The organism is Virgibacillus siamensis, assembly GCF_039522605.1.
Lineage (GTDB): Bacteria > Bacillota > Bacilli > Bacillales > Amphibacillaceae > Lentibacillus > Lentibacillus siamensis.
In genome coordinates, this window is sequence record NZ_BAAADS010000001.1 from 387,045 (window position 1) to 413,594 (window position 26,550).

Annotated in this window: 25 protein-coding genes; 6 read left to right on the forward strand and 19 right to left on the reverse strand. The window is 42.0% G+C overall.

What is annotated here, in order from left to right:
* Position 1: 1 nt before the first annotated feature.
* The 12 genes from ABD010_RS01930 to ABD010_RS01980 form a co-directional block, all read right to left on the reverse strand.
* Entirely contained in the window at positions 2-937 is a 936-nt protein-coding gene (locus tag ABD010_RS01930) for a type II secretion system F family protein (protein WP_343810165.1), read from the reverse strand.
* On the reverse strand, positions 937-2,427 hold the full coding sequence (locus ABD010_RS01935) for a TadA family conjugal transfer-associated ATPase (protein WP_343809786.1): 1,491 nt from the start codon (positions 2,425-2,427) through the stop codon (positions 937-939). The genes ABD010_RS01930 and ABD010_RS01935 overlap by 1 nt, the downstream gene beginning before the upstream one ends.
* Complete coding sequence (locus ABD010_RS01940) at positions 2,366-3,244, reverse strand: CpaE/TadZ family protein (protein WP_343809788.1); 879 nt, start codon at positions 3,242-3,244, stop codon at positions 2,366-2,368. The genes ABD010_RS01935 and ABD010_RS01940 overlap by 62 nt, the downstream gene beginning before the upstream one ends.
* A gap of 45 nt (positions 3,245-3,289) precedes the next feature.
* Positions 3,290-4,135 carry a Flp pilus assembly protein CpaB gene (cpaB, locus tag ABD010_RS01945; protein ID WP_343809790.1) on the reverse strand — a complete coding sequence of 282 codons (846 nt, stop codon included), beginning with the start codon at positions 4,133-4,135 and terminating at the stop codon, positions 3,290-3,292.
* A gap of 9 nt (positions 4,136-4,144) precedes the next feature.
* The gene (locus ABD010_RS01950; protein WP_343809792.1) at positions 4,145-5,062 is read right to left on the reverse strand and encodes a pilus assembly protein TadG-related protein; all 918 of its coding nucleotides are present in this window, start codon (positions 5,060-5,062) and stop codon (positions 4,145-4,147) included.
* 10 nt (positions 5,063-5,072) lie between these two features.
* On the reverse strand, positions 5,073-5,459 hold the full coding sequence (locus ABD010_RS01955) for a TadE/TadG family type IV pilus assembly protein (protein WP_343809794.1): 387 nt from the start codon (positions 5,457-5,459) through the stop codon (positions 5,073-5,075).
* The gene (locus ABD010_RS01960; RefSeq protein ID WP_343809795.1) at positions 5,456-5,962 is read right to left on the reverse strand and encodes an A24 family peptidase; all 507 of its coding nucleotides are present in this window, start codon (positions 5,960-5,962) and stop codon (positions 5,456-5,458) included. The genes ABD010_RS01955 and ABD010_RS01960 overlap by 4 nt, the downstream gene beginning before the upstream one ends.
* 89 nt (positions 5,963-6,051) lie before the next feature.
* Positions 6,052-6,240, reverse strand: a complete 189-nt coding sequence (locus ABD010_RS01965) for a Flp family type IVb pilin (protein WP_343809796.1) — start codon at positions 6,238-6,240, stop codon at positions 6,052-6,054.
* Between the two features lie 27 nt (positions 6,241-6,267).
* Entirely contained in the window at positions 6,268-6,729 is a 462-nt protein-coding gene (locus ABD010_RS01970) for a DUF192 domain-containing protein (RefSeq protein WP_343809797.1), read from the reverse strand.
* 110 nt (positions 6,730-6,839) lie between these two features.
* Complete coding sequence (locus ABD010_RS01975) at positions 6,840-8,945, reverse strand: response regulator transcription factor (protein ID WP_343809798.1); 2,106 nt, start codon at positions 8,943-8,945, stop codon at positions 6,840-6,842.
* Between the two features lie 148 nt (positions 8,946-9,093).
* Positions 9,094-9,315: an EAL domain-containing protein gene (locus ABD010_RS18280; protein WP_390350892.1), complete on the reverse strand. Its 222-nt coding sequence runs from the start codon at positions 9,313-9,315 to the stop codon at positions 9,094-9,096.
* Positions 9,312-9,914, reverse strand: a complete 603-nt coding sequence (locus ABD010_RS01980; RefSeq protein ID WP_343809800.1) for a hypothetical protein — start codon at positions 9,912-9,914, stop codon at positions 9,312-9,314. Before ABD010_RS01980 ends, ABD010_RS18280 begins: the two co-directional genes overlap by 4 nt.
* Before the next feature lie 165 nt (positions 9,915-10,079).
* Here ABD010_RS01980 and ABD010_RS01985 point away from each other — a divergent pair, with 165 nt between their 5' ends.
* Positions 10,080-10,898, forward strand: a complete 819-nt coding sequence (locus ABD010_RS01985; RefSeq protein ID WP_343809803.1) for a metallophosphoesterase — start codon at positions 10,080-10,082, stop codon at positions 10,896-10,898.
* Between the two features lie 284 nt (positions 10,899-11,182).
* Here the strand turns inward: ABD010_RS01985 and ABD010_RS01990 are convergent, their stop codons facing one another.
* Together ABD010_RS01990 and glcP are read right to left on the reverse strand one after the other, a co-directional pair.
* Positions 11,183-12,163: a LacI family DNA-binding transcriptional regulator gene (locus ABD010_RS01990; RefSeq protein WP_343809805.1), complete on the reverse strand. Its 981-nt coding sequence runs from the start codon at positions 12,161-12,163 to the stop codon at positions 11,183-11,185.
* A 33-nt stretch (positions 12,164-12,196) separates the two neighbouring features.
* Entirely contained in the window at positions 12,197-13,561 is a 1,365-nt protein-coding gene (glcP, locus tag ABD010_RS01995; protein WP_343809807.1) for a glucose transporter GlcP, read from the reverse strand.
* A gap of 228 nt (positions 13,562-13,789) precedes the next feature.
* Between glcP and ABD010_RS02000 the strand changes: the two genes are divergently transcribed.
* The 3 genes from ABD010_RS02000 to ABD010_RS02010 are packed head-to-tail and all read left to right on the forward strand — an operon-like array spanning position 13,790 to position 17,508.
* The gene (locus ABD010_RS02000) at positions 13,790-14,956 is read left to right on the forward strand and encodes a galactokinase (RefSeq protein WP_343809809.1); all 1,167 of its coding nucleotides are present in this window, start codon (positions 13,790-13,792) and stop codon (positions 14,954-14,956) included.
* A 4-nt stretch (positions 14,957-14,960) separates the two neighbouring features.
* Entirely contained in the window at positions 14,961-16,457 is a 1,497-nt protein-coding gene (galT, locus tag ABD010_RS02005; protein WP_343809811.1) for a UDP-glucose--hexose-1-phosphate uridylyltransferase, read from the forward strand.
* 4 nt (positions 16,458-16,461) lie between these two features.
* Positions 16,462-17,508, forward strand: coding sequence for an aldose epimerase family protein (locus ABD010_RS02010; protein WP_343809813.1), 1,047 nt, complete (start codon positions 16,462-16,464; stop codon positions 17,506-17,508).
* A 290-nt stretch (positions 17,509-17,798) separates the two neighbouring features.
* Here the strand turns inward: ABD010_RS02010 and ABD010_RS02015 are convergent, their stop codons facing one another.
* A complete protein-coding gene (locus tag ABD010_RS02015) occupies positions 17,799-18,641 on the reverse strand; it encodes an NERD domain-containing protein (RefSeq protein WP_343809815.1) in 843 nt (280 codons plus the stop codon).
* A gap of 138 nt (positions 18,642-18,779) precedes the next feature.
* Entirely contained in the window at positions 18,780-20,735 is a 1,956-nt protein-coding gene (gene ltaS, locus ABD010_RS02020) for a lipoteichoic acid synthase (protein WP_390350883.1), read from the reverse strand.
* Positions 20,736-20,977: 242 nt separating this feature from the next.
* Here ltaS and ABD010_RS02025 point away from each other — a divergent pair, with 242 nt between their 5' ends.
* The gene (locus tag ABD010_RS02025; RefSeq protein WP_343809817.1) at positions 20,978-21,940 is read left to right on the forward strand and encodes an N-acetylmuramoyl-L-alanine amidase family protein; all 963 of its coding nucleotides are present in this window, start codon (positions 20,978-20,980) and stop codon (positions 21,938-21,940) included.
* Positions 21,941-22,037: 97 nt separating this feature from the next.
* Complete coding sequence (locus tag ABD010_RS02030) at positions 22,038-22,577, forward strand: TraR/DksA family transcriptional regulator (RefSeq protein WP_343809819.1); 540 nt, start codon at positions 22,038-22,040, stop codon at positions 22,575-22,577.
* Between the two features lie 180 nt (positions 22,578-22,757).
* Here ABD010_RS02030 and prpB read toward each other — a convergent pair whose 3' ends face one another.
* Genes prpB through ABD010_RS02045 form a run of 3 tightly spaced genes read right to left on the reverse strand, consistent with a single transcriptional unit; the run spans position 22,758 to position 26,509 of the window.
* Entirely contained in the window at positions 22,758-23,657 is a 900-nt protein-coding gene (gene prpB, locus ABD010_RS02035) for a methylisocitrate lyase (RefSeq protein WP_343809821.1), read from the reverse strand.
* An 18-nt stretch (positions 23,658-23,675) separates the two neighbouring features.
* Complete coding sequence (locus ABD010_RS02040) at positions 23,676-25,115, reverse strand: bifunctional 2-methylcitrate dehydratase/aconitate hydratase (RefSeq protein ID WP_343809823.1); 1,440 nt, start codon at positions 25,113-25,115, stop codon at positions 23,676-23,678.
* 14 nt (positions 25,116-25,129) lie between these two features.
* Positions 25,130-26,509 carry an SLC13 family permease gene (locus ABD010_RS02045; protein ID WP_343809825.1) on the reverse strand — a complete coding sequence of 460 codons (1,380 nt, stop codon included), beginning with the start codon at positions 26,507-26,509 and terminating at the stop codon, positions 25,130-25,132.
* Between the last annotated feature and the right edge of the window lie 41 nt (positions 26,510-26,550).

A 26,550-nucleotide genomic window follows, 5' to 3' on the forward strand; every position in this document is an offset into this window, starting at 1 on the left:
CCTACACCTCAATCGTCGTGATTTTACGAACAAATATGAAACCGATAATAAAGCCGACTCCCGCAACTCCCAACATCAGCATTCCAATCGGATTGGTGAAAAGCGTCGAAATATATTCCGGATTTATAATAAAAATAAGAATACCAAGTCCGATCGGCAGCAAACTGATAATTAGTCCAGATAATTTTCCCTGAGCTGTCAATGTTTTAATCTGATTCTCAATTTTTGTACGAGCACGGTTTGTTTCAAGAATTTTGTCGAGCAAATAGGCAAGATTACCACCCGATTGACGCTGAATAATAATTGCATCGACAAGCAATCCAAGTTCCGCACTTGGCATACGGCGTTTCCATTCCAGCAGAGCATCATCCATACTCGTTCCATACTGCAGTGACTTCAGCACAAGCTCGACTTCATCCTTAATGGGAGGATACGATTCCCTGGCAACCATCTGCAATGCCTGTAAAAATCCAAAACCTGCCCGGAGTGACCCGATAATCGAAGTAATCATACCAGGCAACCCGTCATTAAATGCTTTAATGCGTTTTTTCTGTTTACCTTTCAACCACACCATTGGAAAAACAAATCCTGCCAAAAACCCAATCAGCAGCATCATCATATTACCCATAACCAAATGCAGAACTCCTGCCGCAATCACAGCAAACATCCATCGAAAAATAGTGAATTCTTCCGGCTTTGCTAATACACCGGCTATACTAAGCTGTTCCTGCAGTGAGTTTCGTTTTTTACCGGGTTTCTTTTTACGAATTAACATATTTTTTAAAGCCTGATTCGCATCTTTTAACATTTCCGGAAAAGAACGAGATTTTTTCTCACGATACTGTTCATCAACCGGCCTTTTCAAAAGGCTTATTCCAAGCAGAAAAAGAAAAATGGTTAAACACATACTTATAAACAATGCCCAAACCATCGTCATCACTCCGATTTTTCCACAAAAATAGTTGGCGGTAACTCCACACCTTCATCTTTCATGCGCTCATAAAAGCCTGGCCGCACACCAGTAGGCACCAGCTTACCCTGGATTTTCCCGTCTTTACCAACACCCGATTGCCGGAATGTGAAAATATCCTGAAGTACAATGATATCACCTTCCAGGCTTTGGACTTCCGTAATATTAGTGATTCGCCGAGTACCATCACGCAGCCGTGACTGATGGATAATGACATCGAGCGCACCGGCAATTTGTTCCCGGATCGCTTTAACCGGCAAATCCATCCCCGCCATTAACACCATCGTTTCCAGTCGGGATACCATATCACGTGGACTGTTCGAGTGACCGGTTGCCAACGAACCATCATGCCCGGTGTTCATCGCCTGGAGCATGTCCAATGCTTCACCGCTTCGAACCTCACCAACTACGATTCGGTCAGGACGCATTCTTAACGAGTTCCGAACCAGATCCCTGATGGAAATAGCTCCCTTCCCTTCCATGTTCGGCGGTCTGGTTTCCAGTGAAACAACATGTTCCTGACCGAGTTGGAGCTCAGCAGCATCCTCAATCGTAACAATGCGGTCAGAATTTGATATGAACGATGACAAAACATTTAATGTGGTTGTCTTCCCTGAACCTGTTCCACCACTTATAAATAAATTAAGTTTTGCATCGACACACGCTTGCAAAAATACAGCCATTTCCTCGGTCAATGTCCCGAAATTAATTAAGTCATGAATTGTAAAAGGTTCCTTGGCAAATTTACGAATCGTGATGGTTGGGCCTACTAACGCAAGCGGCGGAATAATTGCATTTACACGTGAACCATCCTGCAAACGTGCATCCACCATCGGGCTGCTTTCATCAATCCGGCGGCCAAGCGGTGCAACAATCTTTTCCAACACAGCCATCACATGATCATTATCCCGGAACATGACATCAGTCAGGACAAGCCTTCCATCACGTTCGGCATAAACTTTATTCGGACCGTTCACCATAACCTCTGTAACACTATCATCTTCCAGTAAGGGGGTAATTGGTCCATACCCGGTAAGGTCATTTCGAATTTCAAATTTTAACCGCTCCAGATCGTGCCCCTTTTTAAGCCAAGGATTCTCCTCATAAATTTCTTGCATAATTTCACCAAGGTCATCAATGACAGATTCAACATCATCATCTCTGCGCTCTCGCAAAATATGCTTGAAAACGAGGCTTTTGAATTCCCGTTCCTTTTCTGTATTCTCACTTTGGGTTGACTTCTTTTGATTGGATTTCTTTGACAAAACAGGCTTCAGGTTATAAACTTCCTCTGATCTATCAGGAATCTCTGGTCGCGGCTCTGATTTCTCATTTTCTTTTTTATCGGAAGTACTCACTGCAAAAGTAATTTCTTCATGTTTGTCATTTTTCGGTTCAGGTTTGACTTCCTGGTACATATCGCTGTTTTTTTCCTTTAGCTTTTCCAGCAGACTCATGTTTCTTCCCTCCAGACTGTTTATCCTTTTTCAAAGATGAAAACAGCCCCTTTTTTTCCAGCTTTCTATCCTTAGTACCCCGCTCAAGCATAAACAGTTTCTTCGCCATATCCTCAATTCCTTTTGAAAATTCCGTATCAGGTTTAGTTCGGATTAGCGGTATACCAACATCCATGGAATATGGAACATTTTTGGAATCATCCAATAAATAGCAGACCGGTTCCAATTTAGTTAAATTGGCCACTTCAGTTTTTTTAATAACCGATGGCAATGTTGAACGATTCACAACGAGCTGTATCTTTTCTTTTAAGCCCAATGTTTCAAGCGTCTCTATCATTAACCGAATACTTTTCAATGCTGCCAACCCCGGATTTGTAACAATTAAAATCATATCTGCTTCTTCCATAATCCGGAGCGAGTGGTCGTTAAACCCAGCTGGAGCGTCAATTAAAATAACATCCGAACTATTCTGCAATTGCTTAAGGACAGAAGAAACCATATACGGTTGAATCACATCGGCAAACTCAGGACGCTTCGGAGCGGCAAGCAGATTAACTCCAGTCATATGGGAAGTTAGGTATTTGGGAACATTACGGTAATCATCATTTTCAACAAGTTCCTTTATGGTCAGTTCCGGGTCAAGGTTAAAAGCCATGCTTAAATCCCCGAACTGAAAGTCCCCATCCATCACACTTACACGCGTGTAACGCATCGCCAGAAAAATGGCGAGATTAGCAGTGATTATCGTACGGCCAAGCCCGCCTGTCGGACTGCATACCGCAACTACCTGTCTGTTACTTGTTGTAAATCCGTCCACTGCGATCCCTCCTTCTACGCTGTGTTCTCCCTGCATGGCCTCACATTATTTATTATCGTCATTCTTATTATCATCTGTTTTTTTATTTTCCTTTTTTGCAGATTCTTTAGCCTGAGAATCCTTTTTATCCTCACTCGTTTTAGAGTGTTCATTTGGTTGATCTGTTTCAGCATTTGCACTTTCTTCATCAGTATCATTTTTTTTTGTTTTTTCGTCTGATTTTAGCCTGCTGTGAAGGGCTAAGTGGAAAGTGCCAACCTGTGCGGAATTTATCAATTCCAGCGCCTGTTCTGGTGTAACCTCCAAGGTAACGGTTATATATTTTTCTTCTCCTTCAGTTTTTCCCTTTTCAATAATCCGTTCACCTACAGCTAGGACACGCAATTTTTTAAATAACAACTCGGTTTTAACCATAATTGGTGTAGCATCTGGTTTTTCTACTGTATTTAAATATACATCCACATAATCTTCCGGTACAGTAAGATTGGAAACAGAAGCATCATATTTTACATTAATGGATACCCCACGCATCTCTTCGTTTATTTTCCGGGATAAAAATTCCGTCGTTTCACCTTGCTCCCGTATACGATGCTGTAAAAGAACTTCATCCGACTTTATAGCTGATGCAGTGTATTTTCCAACAATTTCCTCTCTATTCCTGACAGCATCCGAATGGACATCCGCTTTTACCATATCCTTCACAGTGGTATTCTCTTCGGTTAGTTTCTCATCCTGTTTTATATCGGTACTGGCAACAACCACTGTTTCCATCTCAGGCTTTTCAGCTTGTGCAGAATCTGCAGAGGAATTCTGGATAACAACCAGATAAAAAATTCCTGTTGTAATAATTCCAGAAAGAAGTGCCAATAACAGTATCTTTTTAGCTTTCATCTAGTTCACCTACTCTGTCAGACTGACTGTGTATGCCCCGTTATCGGTTGCGGGAACATCAACCGTACTTCCTCTTCCCGTTCGCTTTATAAAAACACCATTTATTTCATCTTCGTGTCCTGACATTCTTTCTTTCAGATAAAAATATGCAAATCCCGTTACCTCCACACTGTTCAATTTACCATTGTGTACATCATGCGGTTTGTAGACAACAACCAGAATAATTCGTGGACAATTCCGGTCGGTATAATCTCCCTCTGGCGTTGGACATTGATCAATACGATAATCGACCCCTTCACTAGTTGGACCAGCCATATTACCGCTTTCTGTTTCAATAACATCACCAACTTCCAACTGCTCATCAAAACCGTACTTTAACGTTTGTTCATAATTTTTTGCACCCGGTCCATCCAATGCAAGCACTCCAAAATTCCCATGGTCCACATCTCCTGAATCCACCTTCAGCGTATATGTTTCCCCGTAATTAAGTTCGACCGATTCATCGATACCAAGCGGGACCGCTCCTACAGCTGCACCCATTGGATTAATCGCTGCTTTCGCATTTGCCGATACTGGTACATTTTCAATACCAAATAACGATGCAAAATAAAGTGGAACATTTTTTGTCAACACAACATTCAACTGACTACCTATAGTAATTTCAAGATTTTGGAGGCTTCCTTCTTCCCCATGTTCAGCAAGAATTCTGTTTACGACGGTTTCCACATCCGCTTCACTATTTACAATTTCCTGCGCACCGGATAACGCGGCAGCATTTGCAGTCTTTTGCAAATAACTTTTCTTCACAAACAGATTTCCGCCGTCAATTACAAGTCCCGTCATCAGCAATAACGCCCCCATACCGGCAGCAACCAGAACCAGGACGTTTCCATTTTCTCTGTTCAACTTTTTAAACAATGCACGCATCACTTACACCTCATTCGACCCGTATCGTGGAACTGGATTCAATGGAAAATGACATGGACAAATCTCCAAGCACCTGAAAAACCTGAACCGGATAGGATAATGTAACGGTAACGTAATCTCCCGAGTCTCTGTTTGCTTCATCAGGACTAATCGATGCAACACTTACTTCATCTGCATCAACGAGCGAATAATGATTAGTATCGTGGGCATAAGCAGTAATATCGCCATCACCAGCACCTAGTCCGGCTTTTCTCACCGTCTCCTGCGATACCATTTCCAATTCGAGATAGGAAATCATTACCCTGCCAAAATCAAAAATCCCTACAAGGAGCAGCAAAAGTATAGGAATAACAAGCGCAAACTCAACCAGGGATTGACCGTCTTCTTTTTTAATCACATTAAATTCCACCCTTGCATCACCAGGCATAAAAATGCTCCCCCGGCAATCGCAACTCCATATGGATAAGTAGCTGTCAATGATCCACGGGAAACCCCGCCTTGAAGCCTAACCCCTTGTTTCAGGCTGCTTATGTAATACAACATCGATTTCAGTACGCCTCGTCGGAACAATATTACGCCAATTGCGAACACAGCACCAATCAAGGCCATGTAAATAAACGATTCAAACACAAAATTTCCACCTTTCATGGCACCGATTAATGCGAGCAGTTTTACATCTCCCGCTCCCATGCCGCCCAGCATGTATGGAATTAATAACAATCCAAATCCAATCAAAAAACCAATGAAAGAATAGCCCAGTTCTGTCCAACCGCCTGTTATGAATTGATAGATAAAATTGAACAATAAAGCGGGATATATAATGTTGTTGTAGATTTTTCGATTTTTGATATCGGTAATGACACAAATTAATAGAATAACAATTAAAAGAATATCTATCATTTGTTCCATCCTTTCATTCGTTGTTTGATTACATATGGACAAGAGACCCTAAAAAAGGGTCCTTTGTCCTTCTGTATTACTAAATACCATTATGTTGTTGCACCACCATCTCCACCTTGTAGTTTGGTAACAATATCTTTAAAAGTTCCAACAAGTTCATCACCAACTAGAACTAAAGCACCAACTACTACTACTGCCACTAATCCAATAATCAACCCATACTCAACCATACCTTGTCCTTCTTCTTCCTTAAACAAACCTACAAAACGATCTAACATTAAGATCCTCTCCTTCTTATAATATATTTAACTACCATACTCCCAACCTTCATCAACAAAGTCCAAAGTGTCACCTATATGCACAGCCAAATCACATATGCCACCTGTTGGAAACTCGATTACCGAGTACCCGCCGGCAAACCGCTTTCCAATTTTCCCCGGAGCCAGTTCTTTTTCCACACCAACAATCTCGTTTTCCTTATTTAGGTATAAAATATCAATGCTGAACTTCATGAAAAACGTATGAATGGATGGACAAGGTGCGATATGCAGTGCAGATCCCTCAGGCATGTTTTCTTTCAGCATCAACCCCCTGAATCGCCGCCAAAATGAATACGCTGTTTGAACATTCGTTGCGATAACGTCACCTGTATTCTTGTTGACCAGCTTCACAATGACCACTCCATCTGCAGACTTAACACAGTATTTTTGATGCTTAGGACTTTCTTGATGTGTCTTATTATGCAGATATTTGTAAAATAATGACATCCACTGTCATTCCTATATTCATCCCTATTAACAAAACAGGAATAGCTTCCCTGAGACTTTAATCCCAAAAAAATACCCGTCGCCAATCGGCTGCGGGTATTTAGTCCTTATTAATGTTTACTCTGTGAGTACTTCATCCGATATATTTTAGAAATAGCGTGCGCCCGGTCGGAAACACCAAGCTTTTGAAACACCTTTGTTACGTGATTTTTAACCGTGTGACCACTTATATACAGCTTTTCAGCAATTTCACGATTACTGAACCCCTCCATCATAAGTTTAAGAACGTCCGATTCTCTTGGTGAAAGCTTCAAATCTTCCATTCCCGCTGTTTCAGTAACTTCTTCAGGGTCAATTTCCTCTTCAACTATCGTACTATCGTCAATAAAACGGAGAAATTGATCAAGTAGTTCATCCGGATCTTCAGGGAGATATTCGACATTGTCAACATTACCATTATCAATATAAGATAGAATAAGTGCGATAATCCGGCTTTCCTGACATGCCGCTTTCCAACTTCTCTCGCCAGCTTGTAATTCCCTGCATTCCATCATTTTGGCACCAACACTGCTCTCCGGCAGCATTTCCTGAATAAATGAATAGTCATACGAGGCAAGCATACATCCGTGTTCAATAACACGTTTGCTCAACAGGTTCATCCCAATTCTTTCTGTAAACATGGCGGCGACCCGAACCGCTTCTTCAGCTTTATGAAACCGTTCCTTATCAAATTGTTCTATTGACCGGAACAATGTATGAATTTGCCGTTGTTCCGCACGATATTCATCCTGACTTGCCAGAAAAAGTGTAATACCGCCAATAATAGACAATGTCTGTAAAAAATTCATCTCTTTACTTAATTGTAATTCTGTCGTTATGTCGGTGCCAATACACAGTACTCCCATTAACTCTTCCTTATAGTATAATGGGCATTCAATTACCGGCTGCTCCCAGGAAGTTTCATCATCATGCATTTTGAGCGATACATTCAATCTGTCCGTATCACCCTCGTACCGCTTTAAAATATTTCTCGCAAACGATTTTATATCAGGGTGTCTGCCTCTTGATATCAGCTTTATTTTTCCGCTTTCAGGATCTTTCAAAATAATACTTGAGAACGTTCCCTCCAAAATACTGAGGCCGATATCAACAAATATATATAATGTACTTTTCAAATCCGGAGCCTGGACCATCATCCTGCAAATTTCACCCAGTGATGACAGACGTTGCAGCTGTTTTATATTTTCCTGCTTTAGCGCGCTTGTCACGATACTTCGTTCCAGAACTGCCGCCAACATGTGGCCAATTTCCAGTTCTTGTGCAGAAATCTGATTTTCTTCCAACTTTCCACCAAACAATACTGCCCGTGTACCATCATGCTTCGTTATTGGATATCCGAAAAGAGCATTTGGAAACAGATTATGTTCATGAAAGATTCCTGCCCTCGGATCACTCGTTATTTTTTCCCACTTGGAATATTTGCTGCTTAGCGGAATGCGTCCCAAGAAGCCTTCACCAAGTGAGAAGGTGGATTCAAGCAACACTTCAGGAGAACAACCGGCGAAATGTGTAATCACATATTCGTCCTTATTATGTGTTTCCGCAAAACCCAGAAAATCGAATATATTACTGTCGGCGACAAAATTCCATAAAAGTTCATCTATATCAAGGCTGTCTTTTCCAGACACCCGCTGCAATAAATCGCTTTGTATCTGGTATGCGGGTGAATTGTTTTCTTCCTGTTCGTACAGCGAAGACAGGTGAACCAGTTTTTTGATCCAATTCATCCATAAACGTTTTCTGCCCTTTGTCAGAACAGGTGCACTATCAAGAATGCGCTTCCAATCATATGTACCAGGAATGGTTGCTTCAAGGTGTTTTCGCAGCCAACCTCTTGATTCATCCCGGATAATCAGCCCAGCCCATAAATAGTGTTTATCATTCGTTAAACTGTCCACGGGCGCAATCAGCGTATGAATGCCCGGAATTATTTCATATAAAATTGGTTCCGCAACTGTATCCAGTTCATGCAGTGCCTCTTTCATCAGCTCCGCCATACTGCTTCTGTTCTGATTAAAAAGGATATTGCACAGTTCATTCTCTCCTTTCACTGAATGAACCGGCACCGCATTCTGATCCGTTACGATTGCAGTCAGTTCAAACCGTTCGGCATATAATTCAATTGCTTTTTCCATTAGATCACTGTTGCTTATCATTTACTCTCCCCTTCTTTTAAAATACAAAAAGGAAAACAGTACTACTTTCGTGTAACTCCTTATCCCCCATTGTTCTTATATATTAACTATAGTATAAAATTACCAAATTTAAAAGAAGCATGTCATCTATTGTCGAATAAACAGTAATTTAAATTTCCTGCCATCCCCGCAGCCTGCTAAATTGTTCCTCTGTTTCAATGCCGGAAATTATAACATTCCACCCCTGGTCTCTCGCCTCATTCACTAGATACGGAATGAGAATTTTTTGATTCCCCCATTTATTTACGAGATGCATATCCATCTTAATGAATGTTATAGGCAGTTCCGAAATCTCATCAAAAGCGAAATAACCCTTACCGATATTTTTCAGCCATACATATTCGTCTGTTTCACGGTGAGTACATCACGGTGTTCATAAATCCAGTTGAACAGTTGAAATAGATTTTTATAGTACAAATGGAAGTTATTATTATGTTTATCATCGAGTTTTTCCATTGAGTGTTTAATCCGCTCTTCTCCCTCGTCATCGTCTTTGATATAATAATGAATTAAATCCATGTATGCCTTCTCAAAAAATGTTCTGCCTGTATAATTGTTCTTTTCATCGGTGATGGTATACTCAAGTCCGTTCATCATATTGTTATGTAACCCGAACAATTGAAAAAAGGTCTCTTCAATCTGCATCCGCTGTGAATCTTTCTTTTGCAGTTCAAGCTGTTCCTGCTGGCTGCGAAATGCTTTATAGGCAAAAACGGCCATGAAGACGGTCAGAATCGGTGTTGTAATCCCATTGAAAAAATCACCCAATGTTCCAAAATTTCCGCCAAAATTGAATCCTTGAATACCTCCCTTATACAGCATCACCCCAATGAAAATAGCTATACCAACCGGGGTTAAAAACAGTAAAGCTGATATAAGGAAGTCCGGCTTCCATCTCTTTCGTATAGTTGGCTGTTCCTGTTTTTCCATGACTTCACCCTTTCGAACAATGATGTTGCCCATGACTAACTTTACCAATTTTCAGAAATGAAGTCTAATCTTTGGCAATTGGAAATACTGTATACAATGACAGACCCATCACGCTATGCTACACTTAAATCCATAAAAATCTTATTTCCCCAGGTGGTGCCATACATGAAAAAACTACTGACTGCCTTCACATTACTTACATCTATTTACGCGATTTTGCGGCGGATTCGTTTTGAAACGAATCAGTTTAAACTTAATCATGTCACTTTTAAGACGAATAAGATACCATCCGAATCAGGCTTCACACTATTGCAGATGACCGACTTGCATAATAAGGTTTTTGGCTTTAATAATGAGCAGTTAGTTAGCTTTGCAAAAATAGCCAGTCCCGACATTATAGTCCTGACAGGTGATTTTTTGGATGATGATACAAAAACGCTTGGAAGAGTTTTTTCTCTTGTGGAGCGATTAACAGCCAATCATAAACATGTCTATTTCGTATCGGGCAACCACGATTGGGCAAACAGCCGCAAAGCAGAACTGCTGAATGGCTTGCACGACCGGCGTGTGACCATTCTGAATAACCGGAACACACAAATTACAATCGAAAATGCAACACTTAATTTAATTGGCATTGACGACCCCTCCAAGGAACATGAAGACATGGACGAAGCATTCAGCGGTATCAATCCGAACAACTATACAATCCTGCTTTCCCATGCCCCGAACATCGTTAATATGTATTCCACTATACCAGCTGACCTGATTTTAAGCGGGCACACCCATGGCGGTCAGGTACGTGCACCACTTATCGGAGCACTTGTAGCACCGGATCAAGGACTGTTTCCCAAGCTGGATAAAGGCGTATTCGAATTCGGTCCCGGGCAGTATCTCTATATTGACAGCGGCTTAGGAACCAGCAGAATTCCAGTGCGCTTTTTAAATCAAAGTCAATTGAGTTTAGTGACGATTACGGGAAGCTAGAAGTCTCCGCCTGAAACGTGCGAACTCCGGCCGAAACGTGCGAACTCCGGCCGAAACGTGCGAACTCCGGCCGAAACGTGCGAACTCCGGCCGAAACGTGCGAACTCCGGCCGAAACGTGCGAACTCCGGCCGAAACGTGCGAACTCCGGCCGAAACGTGCGAAAAAAATGGCGCTTCACCATCGGGAAGCGCCATTTTTTACACGGCTTCGAATCTGTCTTGCGATTTTTAACCGGTTAAGAACCTTTTCCAAAAAGCCCATCTCACAGCAACAGAAATTGACTCAACCGCTCTCCCGCTCAATCAGCTCTGTGGCAAGCACAACTTTTTTGGCTACGGTACGTCCGTCAAGAATCCGTTCCTCCAGCAGGGATACTGATGTCTCACCCATCAGCTCCGTGTATACTTTAACAGTACTCAATGATGGGGAGACATATTTTGCCACACTGGAATCGTTAAATCCGACAATGCTTACGCGCTCAGGAACTTTTACATCCAGGTCGTTTAAGGCGCGCATCGCACCGATAGCGATTGAGTCATTTGCACAAAAGAAGGCTCCGGGAAGGCCTTCACCCAAAGTAAGAACAGCTTCTTTCATCATTTCATATCCGGATTCTACCGTAAACGTCCCTTTAAAATTGTGCGCCTCATTAAAGCAGTCCTTTTCCTGCAAAATACTGCAGTAGCTTCTGTACCGCGGATCATCCAGCACTTCTGTCGATCCAAAAACTGTTTCCTCACCGGCAAGCATGCCAATTTTCGCATGTCCGCGGTCCAGAAATCGATTCAGAATATCCGCTGTTGCCTGGTGAAAATCCACAACCACCGAGTCAGCTGATGGTCCGGCATGGACATCATCCACAAAACAAATGGCTGAGCTCCATTTTTCCAGCTGTTTTTTCTGCCGGACAGAAAATTTCCCGATTGCGATGATGCCGTCAACATCCGGATTCTTATCAGTATTTTGAAATAAACGGATATACGCATAACCCTTCCTGTCCAGCTTTTTCTCGACACCAAGTCTGATGGAATAATAATACATGTCATTCAGCTCTTCTTTTTCCGTATACCAATGAACAATTGCAATCCGCAGACGTTTATTCTTTTTATCAAGATGTTTGGTATATCCGAGTTGCCGGGCAGCATCCATGATGTGCTGTCGTGTGTCTGCACCCACAGAAATGCTCGGATCGCTGTTGAGCACACGTGAAACAGTAGCTATTGATACATTCGCTTTTTGCGCAATATCTTTTATTGTAGCCATTTCTTCCTCTCCATTTCTGTAATCACAGACACTCTACATGTTACCTGTTTTGGCGGCTGAAGTCCGTTTCCTGAGATCCGCTTCAATTTCTTCAAGACTGCGGCCGCGGGTTTCCGGCAAATATTTGATAACGAAAATCATCGCCCCAATTCCAATCGCTGCAAAAATCAGGAAAACTTGTTCAATGCCCATTACTTCCGTCAGTAACGGGAAAAGTTGTGCAACGAGCAGGCTTCCGATCGACAGGGCTAACGCAGAAATGCCTGTTGCAGCACCACGGGCGCGCATTGGGAACAATTCCGGAAGCATAACCCAAAGAACCGGTCCCCAGGTAATAGCAAAGAAAATAATGAACAAGGTTAGACATGCAACAATAATCCAAGCCCCGGCAGATGAGTCAAGTCCAATCGTCCAAATCAAACCTGCCATAACCAATAACGATGCAACCATGCCAATATTACCAGACACAAGCAGCTTTTTCCGATCAATCTTATCAATAATCATAATCGCTACTATCGTCATAATCACGTTAACTGTACCGATTCCGACTGTACCAAGAATCGATGTCACATCTCCAAGTCCGGCTTCACTGAAAATCGTCGGTGCATAGTAAATAATCGCATTAATCCCGATTATCTGCTGGAATAACGCAAACGCACAACCAATAATCAGTGTTGGACGCAGCCAGGACGACTTCAGCACGTTCCATGTACTTTCCGAAACGCGGTTAATCTCATTCATTTCATCAATTTCTTTATCAATTTCAGATTCCTTACGTGTTAGCTTCATCACGCTTCGTGCGGCCTGTTCGCTTCGATGTTCAAGCAACCATCTTGGACTTTCCGGCATAAACAGAACACCAATCATTAAAATAAGTGACGGTACAACGGCGAGTCCGACCATCCAGCGCCATGCTTCCATATCGGCAAACGCATAGTTTACCAGATAAGATGACAGAATCCCGATTGTAATCATCAGTTGGTTCAATGAGCTTAATGAACCGCGTGATGCTGTCGGCGCCATTTCCGATAAGTAAACTGGAACAATTGCAGTCGATCCGCCAACAGCAAGTCCGATAATCAACCGCCCGATTACCAGCATAACCATATTCGGTGCCAGCGCGAGTGTCAACGCACCAATAATAAACACAACGGATATCATAAACACCAGCCTGCGTCGTCCGAATTTATCCGATAATGGTCCACTGAAACCGGATCCAAATATTGCCCCAATCAGCATCGAACTGACAACCAATCCTTCTGTAAAACTTGTCAACGGTATATCATCTTTAATAAACAACAGTGCACCCGAAATGACTCCCATATCATATCCGTACAGCAGTCCACCCAGAGCGCCAAGGAAAAATATCATTTTTTTACCTATATTTTTACCACCCATATGTCATAACCTCCAATGTATAAATTCATGAATCAGTATACGCTTTCATAACATTTATGTAAAGAATAAGCTTTTCCCTTTTATAATAAGCGCAAATTCCGGGCAACGCTGCCACAATTATTTTTACTAAAATATCAGTAATATTTTATTGTATTTTACCTCATGTTGTAGTAGACTTTAACTAAATTGTAAGCGTTTAAAATAATCTATAAGGGGGATTCCCAACGTATGGAAAAACTAAATCAAGCCTTTCAGAAAATATTTAACCGCTCCGAACAACCACCTGCATTTTTCGCTCCCGGCAGAATTAATCTGATTGGCGAACACACTGATTACAATGGAGGACACGTATTTCCTGCAGCAATATCATTCGGTACATATGCTGTTGGAACAAAACGGGATGACACCCTGTTTCGTTTTTATTCCATGAACTTTCCGGAAGCAGGTATCATTGAATGTGACCTTAGCGATTTAAGCTATAACGAGCGGCATGATTGGGCTAATTACCCCAAAGGAATGATACAATCTGTCATGAATGCAGGCTATCCGATTTCGTATGGGGCCGATATTCTTTTCTACGGGGACATCCCAAACGGTGCCGGTCTCTCTTCATCCGCTTCGATTGAAATGGTTACCGGGGTTTTTTTGGAAAAAATCTTTGACCTTCAGATTAACCGGATGAAGATGGTGAAACTCGGCCAACAGGTGGAAAATAAATATCTTGGGGTTAACAGCGGTATAATGGATCAGTTTGCCATCGGAATGAGCAAAAAAGACAATGCCATCCTGCTAAACTGTCAAACACTTGCTTATGATTATGCGCCAATTAACCTGAAGAACCACTCCATTATCATCATTAACACGAACAAACAGCGCACGCTCGCCGGGTCAAAGTACAACGAGCGCAGGCAGGAGTGTGAACAGGCACTGGCTGATTTACAGACAGAACTTCCTATCGATAGTTTCGGGGAGTTGTCCGAAAACATGTTGGGTGAGTATCAGAATCTAATTGAAAACCCAACGCACCGAAAACGTGCAAGACATGCTGTCACGGAAAACATGCGTACATTGGACGCAATGCGCGAGTTGCGGCAAGGCAATTTATACCGGTTCGGCGAATTAATGAATGCCTCCCACCGGTCCCTGAGAGATGATTATGAAGTAACTGGACGGGAACTGGACGCAATTGTGGAAGCGGCCTGGCGCCAGGACGGTGTTGTCGGTGCACGCATGACCGGTGCCGGATTTGGTGGATGTGCCATCGCAATTGTGGAAAACGATAAAATAGATCGTTTTAAAAACAATGTCAATGAGGCATATCAGCAGGCGATTGGTTATAAAGCGACATTCTACACCGCAACAATCAGTGACGGTGCAAAAATGACAGAGGAGTAATCATATGATTTATGAACATATTGAAGGACTGATTGATCGCGCAATCACGATCAGGTTAATCGAAAAAATAGACCGCATATACGTACGAAATCAAATCATGCACAAATTGCAGCTGGATTCTTTTCCCGAAAACACCGGGCCATATACTAATGGAACGATTCCGGATCTGCTTGACCAAATAGTTGATTACGCCGTGAGCAATCAGGTTATCGGGGATGTTTTGGATGAAAAAGAAAGGCTTTCCGCTGATATGATGAATTGTCTGATGCCGCTGCCTTCAGCCGTCAATCATGTTTTTTGGCAAAAATATGACACCTCACCACAAACGGCAACGGATTATTTTTATCAGCTGAGCAAAAACAGCAACTACATTCAGACAAAACGGATCGAAAAAAATATGCATTTCAAAACAGATACCGACTACGGCAAGATGGACATTACAATTAATTTATCAAAACCAGAAAAGGATCCCGAACAAATCCGACGGGAACGGGAAAATAAGCACGAAATCAATTACCCGAAATGTGCACTTTGCATTGAAAATGAGGGATATGCAGGAAGAACCGGGCATCCGCCCAGAGCCAACCACCGTGTCATCAGGGTTCCTTTATCCGGAGAAAACTGGTTTCTGCAATACTCTCCATACGTTTATTACAACGAACACAGCATTTTATTTGCAGAAGAACACCGCAACATGCGGATTGAGCGGCAAACATTTGAGCAGCTGCTGGCGTTTATCGACAAGTTCCCGCACTATTTTATGGGATCCAATGCAGACTTGCCGGTTGTAGGCGGATCCATCCTGTCGCATGATCACTATCAGGGCGGGCGTTACCGGTTTGCGATGACCGATGCACAGGAAGCATTTCCGTTTCAGCTTGACCAATGGCAGGAAGTATCAGCGTCTGTCCTGAACTGGCCGCTTTCTGTCATTCGTTTGAAATGCAATAAGAAGGGGCAGCTGCTGGATGCAGCCGAACACATTTTAAACAGCTGGAAAGGATACTCAGATTCCTCAGTGGATATTGAAGCGTTTACCGGCAACACACCACATAACACCGTTACACCAATCGCCCGCATGCGTGATGGATTTTATGAACTTGATCTTGTCCTAAGAAATAACCTGACAACGGCGGAGTATCCGCTGGGCATCTTCCACCCGCATGCTGATGTCCATCATATTAAGAAGGAAAACATCGGATTGATCGAAGTAATGGGACTGGCGGTTTTGCCGGCCCGGTTAAAAAATGAACTCGATGAAGTCAAACATTTTCTGCTTGGTAGAAAAACTGACGTCGCTGCCCCCCACAAGCAATGGGCAGAACAAATGCGAGGAGCATATGGCATCCAGACCGAGGAACGTGCAACAGAATCAATCATCGAAACGGAACTGGGCAAAAAATTTGTGCAGGTATTGGAACATGCTGGTGTTTTCAAACGTACCAACACCGGCGAAACAGCATTTAAAAATTTCATTAAAACCCTGAACGAAAAGGAATGATCGAATGAACATAACCGAGCAACACATAACAGAGATTAAAACAACATGGCGGGAATTCACATTGACAAATGATAGTCAAACCAGCGTGAGTTTCCTTAATTATGGAGGAATCATCACGGAAATCAGCGCCCCTGATCGTAACGGGAATGTGGAAAATGTCATTCTCGGGTTTGATGACTACCGGGATTATGCAGCAAATCCAGTATTTTTCGGCGCCATTATTGGCCGTGTAGCTGGAAGAATCCAGGATGCTGCATTACCCGTTCACAATCAAGTGTATCAATTAACGGCAAACGAAGGGGCTAACCACCTGCATGGCGGCCCGAATGGTTTTCACAGCGTATTGTGGGATGCGGCTCCATTCAGGACAAACCACAGTGTGGGAGTTACGCTTTCACATCAAAGTCCTGATAATGAAGGAGGGTATCCCGGTACACTGAGTGTTGATGTTACCTATGAACTGGACAACCGGAACCGCTTTACCATTACTTATCATGCCAATACAGACAAAATTACCCCGCTCGCACTGACCAATCATTCCTATTTCAATTTGAGCGGGAACGGAAAGCGTACCATCGAAAACCACCATATCACCATGGCAAGTAAGCGTTATGCGGAACTGGACAGCAGCTTCATACCGACAGGAAACATCCTTGATGCAGCAGGCACCCCGTTTGATTTTACAAACGGACACAACCTGAAAGATGGCCTGATTACGAATCACCCACAAAATAAAATTGTCGGCAACGGATATGATCATTATTTTCTTTTTGATAAGAGTGGAAAGGCAGATGTGGAGGTGCGTGAACCGGGGAGCGGTCGTACACTGACAGTAACAACGGATGAACCCGGAATAGTTATGTATACATCCAATAACCTCGACGATAATCTGAAACTGAAAAGTGGCACATCAGGAAGATATATGGGCGTGTGTCTCGAAACGCAAAAACACCCCGCCGCATTATCACATGACAACTTCCCGCCGATTCTGCTCACACCTGAAAAGGAATATATGTCCAGAACAACATTCACATTCGGTGTTGATAAATAATCAGCAAAATTGGCCGGCAACAGGCACCGGCCAATTTTTATATTTGTGTAGGATAAAGATTGATGAGGTTACTGAACTTCTGACGGTGGCATAAGGATTCGGAAAAATGCGAATTAATCCGGCAGATTTTGTTTTTATTCGGAAAAAAATAGACTTATTCCGGCGAAAATAAAAAGAATCCGGCACTTTTAAAGCTTTATTCAGCATTTTGCACCTGCAATTTTTTATTGATCTTTAAGCCTGTCATCTATTAAAAAACTTTACGAATCCGCACCTCCCACCAGTCATTTTTATGAGACTTTACCCGTAAATCTGCATTTTGGAAAATTACTGCAACCGTAAAAGGCGCCGTACTTTCCATTCTTGACCGATAGCTCTCCACCGCATTTCGGGCATATATTTTGCCTCAATTTCTTTTTAGTGGTCCGTCCCGTCTGTTTCCGTTCCCTTTTAATTGATTGTACATGCTGCTTCTTTATTTTCTTTTTCGCTTTTTTATCCGTTATGACCAAGCTACCCATCGTCCGATTAATCTCCGTTAATTCAGCCTCATTTATTACGCGCACATGCGACGCTTTAATCACGTCAATTAATTGCCGAAATTGAATCACTCTGGCGTTCTTAAAATTATCTTCAATTTTAAGAGTAGACTGATCAGAGAATGCAATTATTGAAAAAACAGATTTCATGTCTTCCTTATTCAAACTGCTTTTTAACGTTTGGATATGGCCATAATTTTGCCAAATCGGGTTATACAGTTTCTCCTTTCGTTTATATATAACCTGGGTCCAATTTTGCTGCGTTTCTTTTCCAAAAATCCATCCATTATAATGCTTGGTTTCAATAACAAAGACCCCAAATGCTGACGTAACTACATGGTCAATCTGGACTGTACGGCCATCATCTCTCGTCAGATACAAATCATCGTATAGTGTATATTTTTCTGTATCAAGCTTTTGCAATAAACGTCTTACTTGCCATTCTCCAAGCGCTCCTTTCATTTCAGGAAATTTATGTTGGAGCACCAGCGCCCCGGTTAACATGGATCCGGAAATTACATACAACGGATTAAACGTCATAAGTAATATCCAAAGTATTGTCACAACAAATGCCACGATTACTATTTTCTTCATCTGGTCACCCCTGTATTTTAATAGTACTATTATACGATAAACAAATTATAAATTGGAAAATTTATTTAAAATTTTCCAGCGGGGTAGTATTCACACACAAAAAAACAGACCCAAACGAGTCTGCTTTTTTGGTGTACTTTATTTTTGTTTCTCTGCTTTCTTAATATACGAAAACTCCGATGCGTCTACAGGCTTCCAAGATTTACTTGGTTCATAAAACCGTAAAAGGTCGCCGTAAAGTACGTTGTCAGACAACTCCAGTTCATGGCGTACTTTTTTGGCCATTTCCTTCATATTCTTTGTCGGCTCTTTAATAGGCTTACCTGTATCATTATCATAAAAATTGCCATCAGCCATGGTATATTTGGGAGTGACAAAATCACCATCCCGGAACACCACATATTCCTTATGCTGCTTTGAAAACATGTCGGTACCAAACATAATATAATTATTGGCCTTTATTCCCATCAAATGCAGCATTGTCGGCATAACATCCATCTGACTTGTATATTCATGAACAGTCCCTTTGCCGTCAACACCAGGAACTTTAATCATAAACGGAACACGTTGCAATTGCGTATGCTTAAAGTCGGTAATCTTTTCTCCGGTAATTTGCTTCATTGCTTTTTTATGGTTTTCCGAAATACCGTAGTGGTCACCGTAAATCATAATAACCGAATCCTTATACAATCCTGCTTCCTTCAGATCCTTGAAAAATTGTTTCAGTGACTCATCCAGATATCGTGCCGTCTGGAAATAGCGGTCCACTGATGGATCACCAGTATTCGCCGGCTTGATGGACGCCTCTTTATCACTGATCAAATATGGATGATGATGCGTTAACGTCATCATGTGTGCGTAAAACGGTTTTTCCAGCGACTTCAGCATTGGAATGGATTGCTTGAAGAAGGGCTTATCTTTTAAGCCATAGTTAACAGTGTTTCCCTCATTCATATCATAATATTTGGAATGGAAAAACTTATCGACCCCAAATTGTTTATAAACTTCATCCCGATTCCAAAAACTCTTGTTGTCGCCGTGGAAAACCGCGGATGTGTAATCCTGTTTTTGCCCCAGAATCGCCGGCAGTGCCTGATACGTGTTGTTTCCCTTAGTCACAAATGCCGCTCCTTGTGGCAATGGATAAAGTGACGTATCCATGATTAATTCCGCATCAGCAGTTTTTCCTTGTGCAACTTGATGAAAGAAGTTATCAAAATACGTGAAATTCTTGCTTTCATTGTGCACCAGTGAGTTTAAAAATGGTGTCACTTCCTCACCATGAAGCTTGTAATCTATTAAAAACGACTGAAACGACTCAAGGTGTATTTTAATAATATTTTTGCCTTTAGCCGCCCCAAAAAGTTCTTTATTCGGTGCTGCATATTTGTTGGCGGTATAGTTTTCCACTACCGTAATATCACTGCTGTCCGCCAGCACACGTTGTCTGGACGACTCTATCGTCTGAACCGCATCATAGATTGCAAAATTGTACGATCCCAAATACTTCACAATATAGTTACGGTCGAACGTTCTGGTTAACAGCTCCGGACGATCTGCCTCGGCAAGACCAAGGTTAACAGCGAACGCCATTACACCAGCTGCAAGCACAAGTGCAGGTTTTCGTAATTTCATACGGCTGTCCGACCAGCTATTTCTGTTCCGTACATACAGGGCAATCAATACAATAATATCCACTGCATAGAACAAATCATGCCAGGCAACCAGATTAAGAATACTTCCGCCAAGACTTCCGAAGTTATCCGTCTGTGTAAGAGTTGGCAATGTAATATAATCCGTTGCCGACCGATAATACACAACATTTGCATATAGCAGGAAACTCATCAGGAAATCAATGACAATAATCCAAATCCCCGCACGTTTTCCCTTTGCAAATAACGCGATTCCCAAAAAAATCAACGCAGAGCTGAGCGGATTAAAAAACAGCAGAAATTGCTGCACGAAATTCTGTATATCAAGGTTAAACTCAAAAACGTATGTCAAATAAGACTTCAACCAAAGCAGAGCTACTGCGATGAAGAAGAATCCCATTTTTGATATTGATTTATTCTGATTCATCATTTTATTCATCATTACTATCAAACCTTCTTCAAATTATCAAATTATCTATTCATTGAAACACATATTTCACCAACAAGCAAGTATATAAATTCCTATTTTTTGATATTCATAGAAATGATCAGTCAGCAAAAAAAACACTTGATATCATTCGACAAAATTCGGTGGTGACAGGCATTTGTCACAATGTATACTTCCTTCTTTTTCTGGACACTCTTGTAAAATAGCAATCTATAAAGTTACGGGAGTGGAGTTTTATGATAAGGAAACAATTGATTACCATCGTAATAGGAAGTTTATTGACACTGTTTATTTTCATCCCTGTCACACATGCTGACAGCGGACAGACATATTTAGTTCAAACGGAAGTACTTGAAGTGAAAAACACACCGGCTCAGAATGCGGAAGTAATGGGTCAACTTGTCAGAGGCGATAAAATAACGATTTTTCAGGAAAAATTTGATTGGGTGCAAACCTATTATAATGGGCAGGAAGCGTGGGTGGCATCACAATATCTGACTCCGGTGAAAAACGATACCAGCCAGAAGGAATCATCTGACGATTCTATACCCGAACCGAAAAAAACAACAAAGAAAGAAAAAAGCAAGCAACATTCAACGCAGCTATTTAAACCTGAACAAGTACTGACAACCGCCTTGTCGATCGATGCCAACGACCCATTATCCGGAAAGCACATCGTCATTGATCCCGGACACGGCGGAAAGGATCCCGGTGCAATCGGCGTCAGCCATATCAAAGAGAAAAAACTTACACTGGCAGCAGCAGAGAAAGTTGCTAAAAAGCTCCAAGACAAAGGTGCAACCATCACGATTACGCGGAAGGACGACACGTATATATCATTGAAAAAACGTGTACAAAAAAGCGCTGCCCATGAAACCGATGCATTTATCAGTCTGCATTACAATGCATTTCAGAACCCTTCTGTCGGAGGAATCAGTACGTATTATAAGTCAGGCGATAACAGCAAAGAATTGGCCAGGTCCATTCAACATTCCTTAATGGACACAATTAATCTGAGTAACCGCGGCGCAAAACAAGCGGATTACCATGTTCTTCGGGAAAACAATGATACAGCAGTATTAATTGAACTTGGATTCATCACAAATCCGAAAGAAGTTGAAAAAATCCAGTCAGACACATATAGGAAAAAAGTGGCCAATAGTATAGCCGACGGTTTGCAGCAATATTTTGACGAGTGAATTGTCTCATCCACAAATACAATTATTGAAATCGTGAGCAGTGCGCAAGTTTAAACTTCTTCAATAGAAGGAAAAGCAAACTGAAGGAGTTGATTCTGTGACACTGTCTGACAAGCAGTTAAATGAGCTGAAAACGAATCTTTTAAATATGAAACGAAATCTGGAAGCACAAGAAACTGTCGAAGAGTCAATTGACAACAATCCGGATGAGTTGAACGTGGCTGATAACCACCTCGCTGATTCCGCAAGCGAGTTTGTTGACCGTCAGCAGCAGATTGCTGAAGGTAATTTACAGGAAGAGCGTCTGACTGAGGTGAACGAAGCACTTGAACGCATTGATGAAGGAACGTACGGAATATGTGTGGACACTGGAAAGGAAATTCCATATGAACGACTTAAAGCTGTCCCTTATACAAAGCGTACGGTGGATGCCGAGGAAACCCACCAAAAACACAGCAATCAGGAAACGGCAACTTCAGGCAGCAGCATCAGCAAGCTGTTAAAACCAGGCGGCGAAATGGAAGATTCGAGAGACCGCACGTTGGAACGGATTCAGGAAGAACACAATACTGTTGAAAAAGCGGATGATAAGTCACGATTGAACGAAGAGCCGAATGACCAGACAAAGTGGGAATAACAAAAAACAGAACTAGCTGTGCGAGAATCAATACAGACATGTCATTTATTAAACTAGCCAAAAAGCCGCCAGTTCAGTGAACTGGCGGCTTTTTTATACGTCTACTGCGACAACGCCCAAATGAAGATCGCAGTTCTTTCACGCATGCAATCTTACATAATCCAAGAAACCCAACAAACCTTATTCAAGCTTTGTCCTGGCGATTTTATTATCAAGTGCCTCATAATCATAATACCGGATTGTTTCATATAATTCTTTCCGGGTCTGCATGTCATCCAGTTTATCTTTCTGTGTACCTTTTTCCATGATTTCATTGAAGATTCGTTCATACGCTTTTGCGGCCACACGGAGGGAAGTAACTGGATAAATAACCATACTGTACCCAAAATCCGCAAACTCATCCGCTGTATAATACGGTGTCTTTCCAAATTCAGTCATATTAGCTAGCAGCGGTGCATTGACAGCCATTTTAAACCGTTCAAATTCCGTGTTATCTGTCAACGCTTCCGGAAAAATAGCATCAGCACCAGCTTGTATATATGCGTTGGCACGCTCAATTGCCGCATCCAATCCTTCCACGGCATTAGCGTCCGTCCTGGCGACAACCATCAATGATGGTGCCGCTTCCTTCAATATTCTGATTTTTTGTACCATCTCTTCAGTTGTTACAAGTTTTTTTCCATTTAAATGTCCACACTTCTTCGGTAAATCCTGATCTTCTATCTGTACGGCTGCAACCCGGGCTTCATACATTTCCCGCGCTGTACGCGCCACATTCAAAACACCGCCATAGCCTGTATCAATATCCACAAGAACCGGCAAATCAGCAGCCCGGATTATTTCCTTAGCGCGATCTGCTGTTTCCTCAGATGTTACCATGCCAAGGTCAGGCAATCCCTTACTTGCAGTAAAAGCAGCTCCTGAAAGGTATAGTGCTTGAAAACCGGTCTGCTTGGCTACGAGACCTGCCATTCCATCGTGAGCACCAGGCAATTTAAGCATCTCTTTAGCAGAAATCAATTCTTTGAACCTGGCTGCCAGTTTCTCCTGTGTCGATTGCTCATCTGTTAACCAGCTCATTCGTTTCACCTCTCATTGTTAGTAAATCATACTGCCAATAAAGTCATTTACCGGCATATCTTTCAGTCTTTCTGTGTCCGAAAATAAATTATAAATTTCTTTAGCCTGTTTTGCAGCAAAATGGGTTTCCACATTTTCATCGAATTTTTTCAGCAATTTTGGAATAGCTTCATCCCGACGAAAACGATGTCCAAGTGGGTATTCACGAGCAATATTTTCAGTCTTGCTTCCATCTTTAAAATGAACCTGTACTGCATTAGCAATCGAACGTTTGTCTGGATTAAGGTAATCCTTGCTATATTGTTCATTTTCCACGACAACCATTTTTTCACGCAGCTCATCAATTCGCACATCACTTGCAGCAGCATCTTCGTAATGATCAGCAGTAATGTTGCCATACAACAATCCGATTGCTGTAATGTACTGAATACAGTGATCCCTGTCAGCAGGATTGTGAAGCGGGCCTGTTTTATCAATGATTCTGATTGCCGACTCATGGGTTGTTATCGTTACTTTATCTATCTCACTAATTCGACCGGAAACTTGCGGATACAGTTCAACAGCACACTCTGCAGCCGTTTGGGCATGGAATTCGGCCGGATATGAAATCTTAAATAATATATTCTCCATAACATACGATCCAAATGGTCGCCCAATCGTTAATTCATTCCCGCCGAATAATACATCCTGAAAACCCCATCCTGGAGCAGATAACGCTGTTTTATATCCCATCTCACCATTAACTGCCATTAGGGATAAACGAACACCACGACTGGCTGCGTCACCTGCCGCCCATGATTTACGTGACCCCGTATTTGGAAAATGACGGTATGTCCGCAAACTGGAGTTGTCAACCCATGCATTCGATACCGCATTTATCACTTCTTCTTTTGAACCTTCAAACATAGCCGTTACAACAGCAGTTGTCGCTACTTTAACAAAAAGAACATGGTCAAGCCCATTCCTGTTCAGGCTATTTTCCAATGCCAGTACTCCTTGAATTTCATGTGCCTTAACAGATGCCAGTAATACATCGTTCACTGTTAAAGGTGCCTTTCCTTCAGAAATATTTTTCCGGCTTATGTAATCAGCTACTGCCAAAATCCCGCCAAGATTATCAGATGGATGTCCCCACTCAGCCGCCAGCCACGTGTCATTATAATCCAGCCATCGAATAATCGTACCAATATTAAAAGACGCCTGTACTGGATCCAATTCATAATCTGTTCCCGGAACCCTGCTTCCATTGGGAACAATGGTACCAGACACGATTGGCCCGAGATGTTTCACACATTCTGGGTAACGCAATGCTAAAAATCCGCACCCCAGCGAATCCATCAACACATATTTTGCTGTTTCCAGTGCTTCAACACTCGTTAACTCCTTATTTAACGCATAGTCTGCAATCTCCTCCAAAAGCGGGTCAACCTTTATCATTTCATCTTTTTTACCTTCCATGAAGCATTCCCCTTTTACCAATAATATAGTGCAGCAAAAATCGCTGTCAGCATCATTATGAAACTGGAAAATATCCCGATTACATATTGCTCTGTTTTTGAAAAGACACCTGTTTCGTAGGCATAGAATGTTGTCGGCGAATGAATCGGCAAAACCATCATCCCGCCAATTATCATAACGACAAGAAATGAAAGATTTACCGGAGCAATCCCAATCAACTCCGCGTATGAAATAACAATTGGGAAAATAACGATAACCGCTGATGATGGAACAACAAACATAAACCTTAGAATAAACACAAACAACGCAATAAGGATGACTTTAATCAGGATACTTCCATCCTGTGGTACAAGTTCAAGCAATTGTTTGGCAAGAATCTCTGCAGTACCGTTTCTGCTCATCAACATTCCAAGAGAAAAGGAAGCTCCCAGCAATAAAAAGTTTTCCCAGTCATACCCACGGATAACTTTATTATCAATTAATCCCATTTTGGGCAACGCATACAGTACCACCAACAGCATTGGAGGAAGAACGAGCGGTACCTGATCACGGTCTGTTATAATCCACGCACTAATCATCAGCAGAAATCCAATAACTGCAACCCAAAACGCCGGTGGCATGGATACGCGCTCATTTTTGTCCACTGGCATGTTGTCACGATGATTCTCCCATTCACTATCGTTCGTCGTATATTTTAAAAATTGCCATACGAAAATGGTAACAAGAAACAATCCAATCCAAAGCGGAGGAGCAATCCGTCCAAACCACTCCAGCCAGCCAACCTCTGCAATTCCATAATCGCTGAACAGCTGGGAAGCAAGTACCGGAAAGCCTCCCCCCGTAAAAATAATCATGGTTGCATTTTGATTCATCATGCCAATAACATACATACTGAACTTTTTGAATAAGCTTTTTTCGCCAAACCCAAAATAATGATTCAATCTGGTCAACAACGGTAAAAATATTTTAAACCGGGCAACAGCTGAAGGCAAAATAATCGGAAGTACAGCAATAAATGCCGGGAGTCCATATACGATGGACTTGGGACCGCTCCTGCTGACCTTTACCAAAGTCCCGGCAATCACACGATCAATACCGACTTTAACCAGCGCATGACTGATAAAAGATAGCATGATAATAAAATATAACGCAGGGGACAAGAATCCGACTACCGCTTCTTCCACTCCATCAGCAAGACCGAGAAGCATCATCAAAGCTATTAACAATATGCTGGTTGCACCGGATGGCAAAGGTGATGCCACCCATAAATAAACAGCAACAACCAGAAGCCCCAGTGTAAGCTGCTGTTCAATGGAGAAATCGGCAAAAACCGTATCCCTGGTCTTTATAAACAGCACTGTTATCGCTATAAAAAATAAGATCTTCCATTTCATTTCATCACCTTATTTATCATAAAACCCGATAATAAGCTCAT

Bases quoted from the DNA above. Each gene is read 5' to 3' on its own strand.
- ABD010_RS01930 (WP_343810165.1), bottom strand. From the start codon at position 937: ATGACGATGGTTTGGGCATTGTTTATAAGTATGTGTTTAACCATTTTT.
- ABD010_RS01935 (WP_343809786.1), bottom strand. From the start codon at position 2,427: ATGAGTCTGCTGGAAAAGCTAAAGGAAAAAAACAGCGATATGTACCAG.
- cpaB (WP_343809790.1), bottom strand. From the start codon at position 4,135: ATGAAAGCTAAAAAGATACTGTTATTGGCACTTCTTTCTGGAATTATT.
- ABD010_RS01950 (WP_343809792.1), bottom strand. From the start codon at position 5,062: ATGCGTGCATTGTTTAAAAAGTTGAACAGAGAAAATGGAAACGTCCTG.
- ABD010_RS01960 (WP_343809795.1), bottom strand. From the start codon at position 5,962: ATGATAGATATTCTTTTAATTGTTATTCTATTAATTTGTGTCATTACC.
- ABD010_RS01965 (WP_343809796.1), bottom strand. From the start codon at position 6,240: ATGTTAGATCGTTTTGTAGGTTTGTTTAAGGAAGAAGAAGGACAAGGT.
- ABD010_RS01970 (WP_343809797.1), bottom strand. From the start codon at position 6,729: ATGTCATTATTTTACAAATATCTGCATAATAAGACACATCAAGAAAGT.
- ABD010_RS01975 (WP_343809798.1), bottom strand. From the start codon at position 8,945: ATGATAAGCAACAGTGATCTAATGGAAAAAGCAATTGAATTATATGCC.
- ABD010_RS01980 (WP_343809800.1), bottom strand. From the start codon at position 9,914: ATGGAAAAACAGGAACAGCCAACTATACGAAAGAGATGGAAGCCGGAC.
- ABD010_RS01985 (WP_343809803.1), top strand. From the start codon at position 10,080: ATGAAAAAACTACTGACTGCCTTCACATTACTTACATCTATTTACGCG.
- ABD010_RS01990 (WP_343809805.1), bottom strand. From the start codon at position 12,163: ATGGCTACAATAAAAGATATTGCGCAAAAAGCGAATGTATCAATAGCT.
- glcP (WP_343809807.1), bottom strand. From the start codon at position 13,561: ATGGGTGGTAAAAATATAGGTAAAAAAATGATATTTTTCCTTGGCGCT.
- ABD010_RS02000 (WP_343809809.1), top strand. From the start codon at position 13,790: ATGGAAAAACTAAATCAAGCCTTTCAGAAAATATTTAACCGCTCCGAA.
- galT (WP_343809811.1), top strand. From the start codon at position 14,961: ATGATTTATGAACATATTGAAGGACTGATTGATCGCGCAATCACGATC.
- ABD010_RS02010 (WP_343809813.1), top strand. From the start codon at position 16,462: ATGAACATAACCGAGCAACACATAACAGAGATTAAAACAACATGGCGG.
- ABD010_RS02015 (WP_343809815.1), bottom strand. From the start codon at position 18,641: ATGAAGAAAATAGTAATCGTGGCATTTGTTGTGACAATACTTTGGATA.
- ltaS (WP_390350883.1), bottom strand. From the start codon at position 20,735: ATGATGAATAAAATGATGAATCAGAATAAATCAATATCAAAAATGGGA.
- ABD010_RS02025 (WP_343809817.1), top strand. From the start codon at position 20,978: ATGATAAGGAAACAATTGATTACCATCGTAATAGGAAGTTTATTGACA.
- prpB (WP_343809821.1), bottom strand. From the start codon at position 23,657: ATGAGCTGGTTAACAGATGAGCAATCGACACAGGAGAAACTGGCAGCC.
- ABD010_RS02040 (WP_343809823.1), bottom strand. From the start codon at position 25,115: ATGGAAGGTAAAAAAGATGAAATGATAAAGGTTGACCCGCTTTTGGAG.
- ABD010_RS02045 (WP_343809825.1), bottom strand. From the start codon at position 26,509: ATGAAATGGAAGATCTTATTTTTTATAGCGATAACAGTGCTGTTTATA.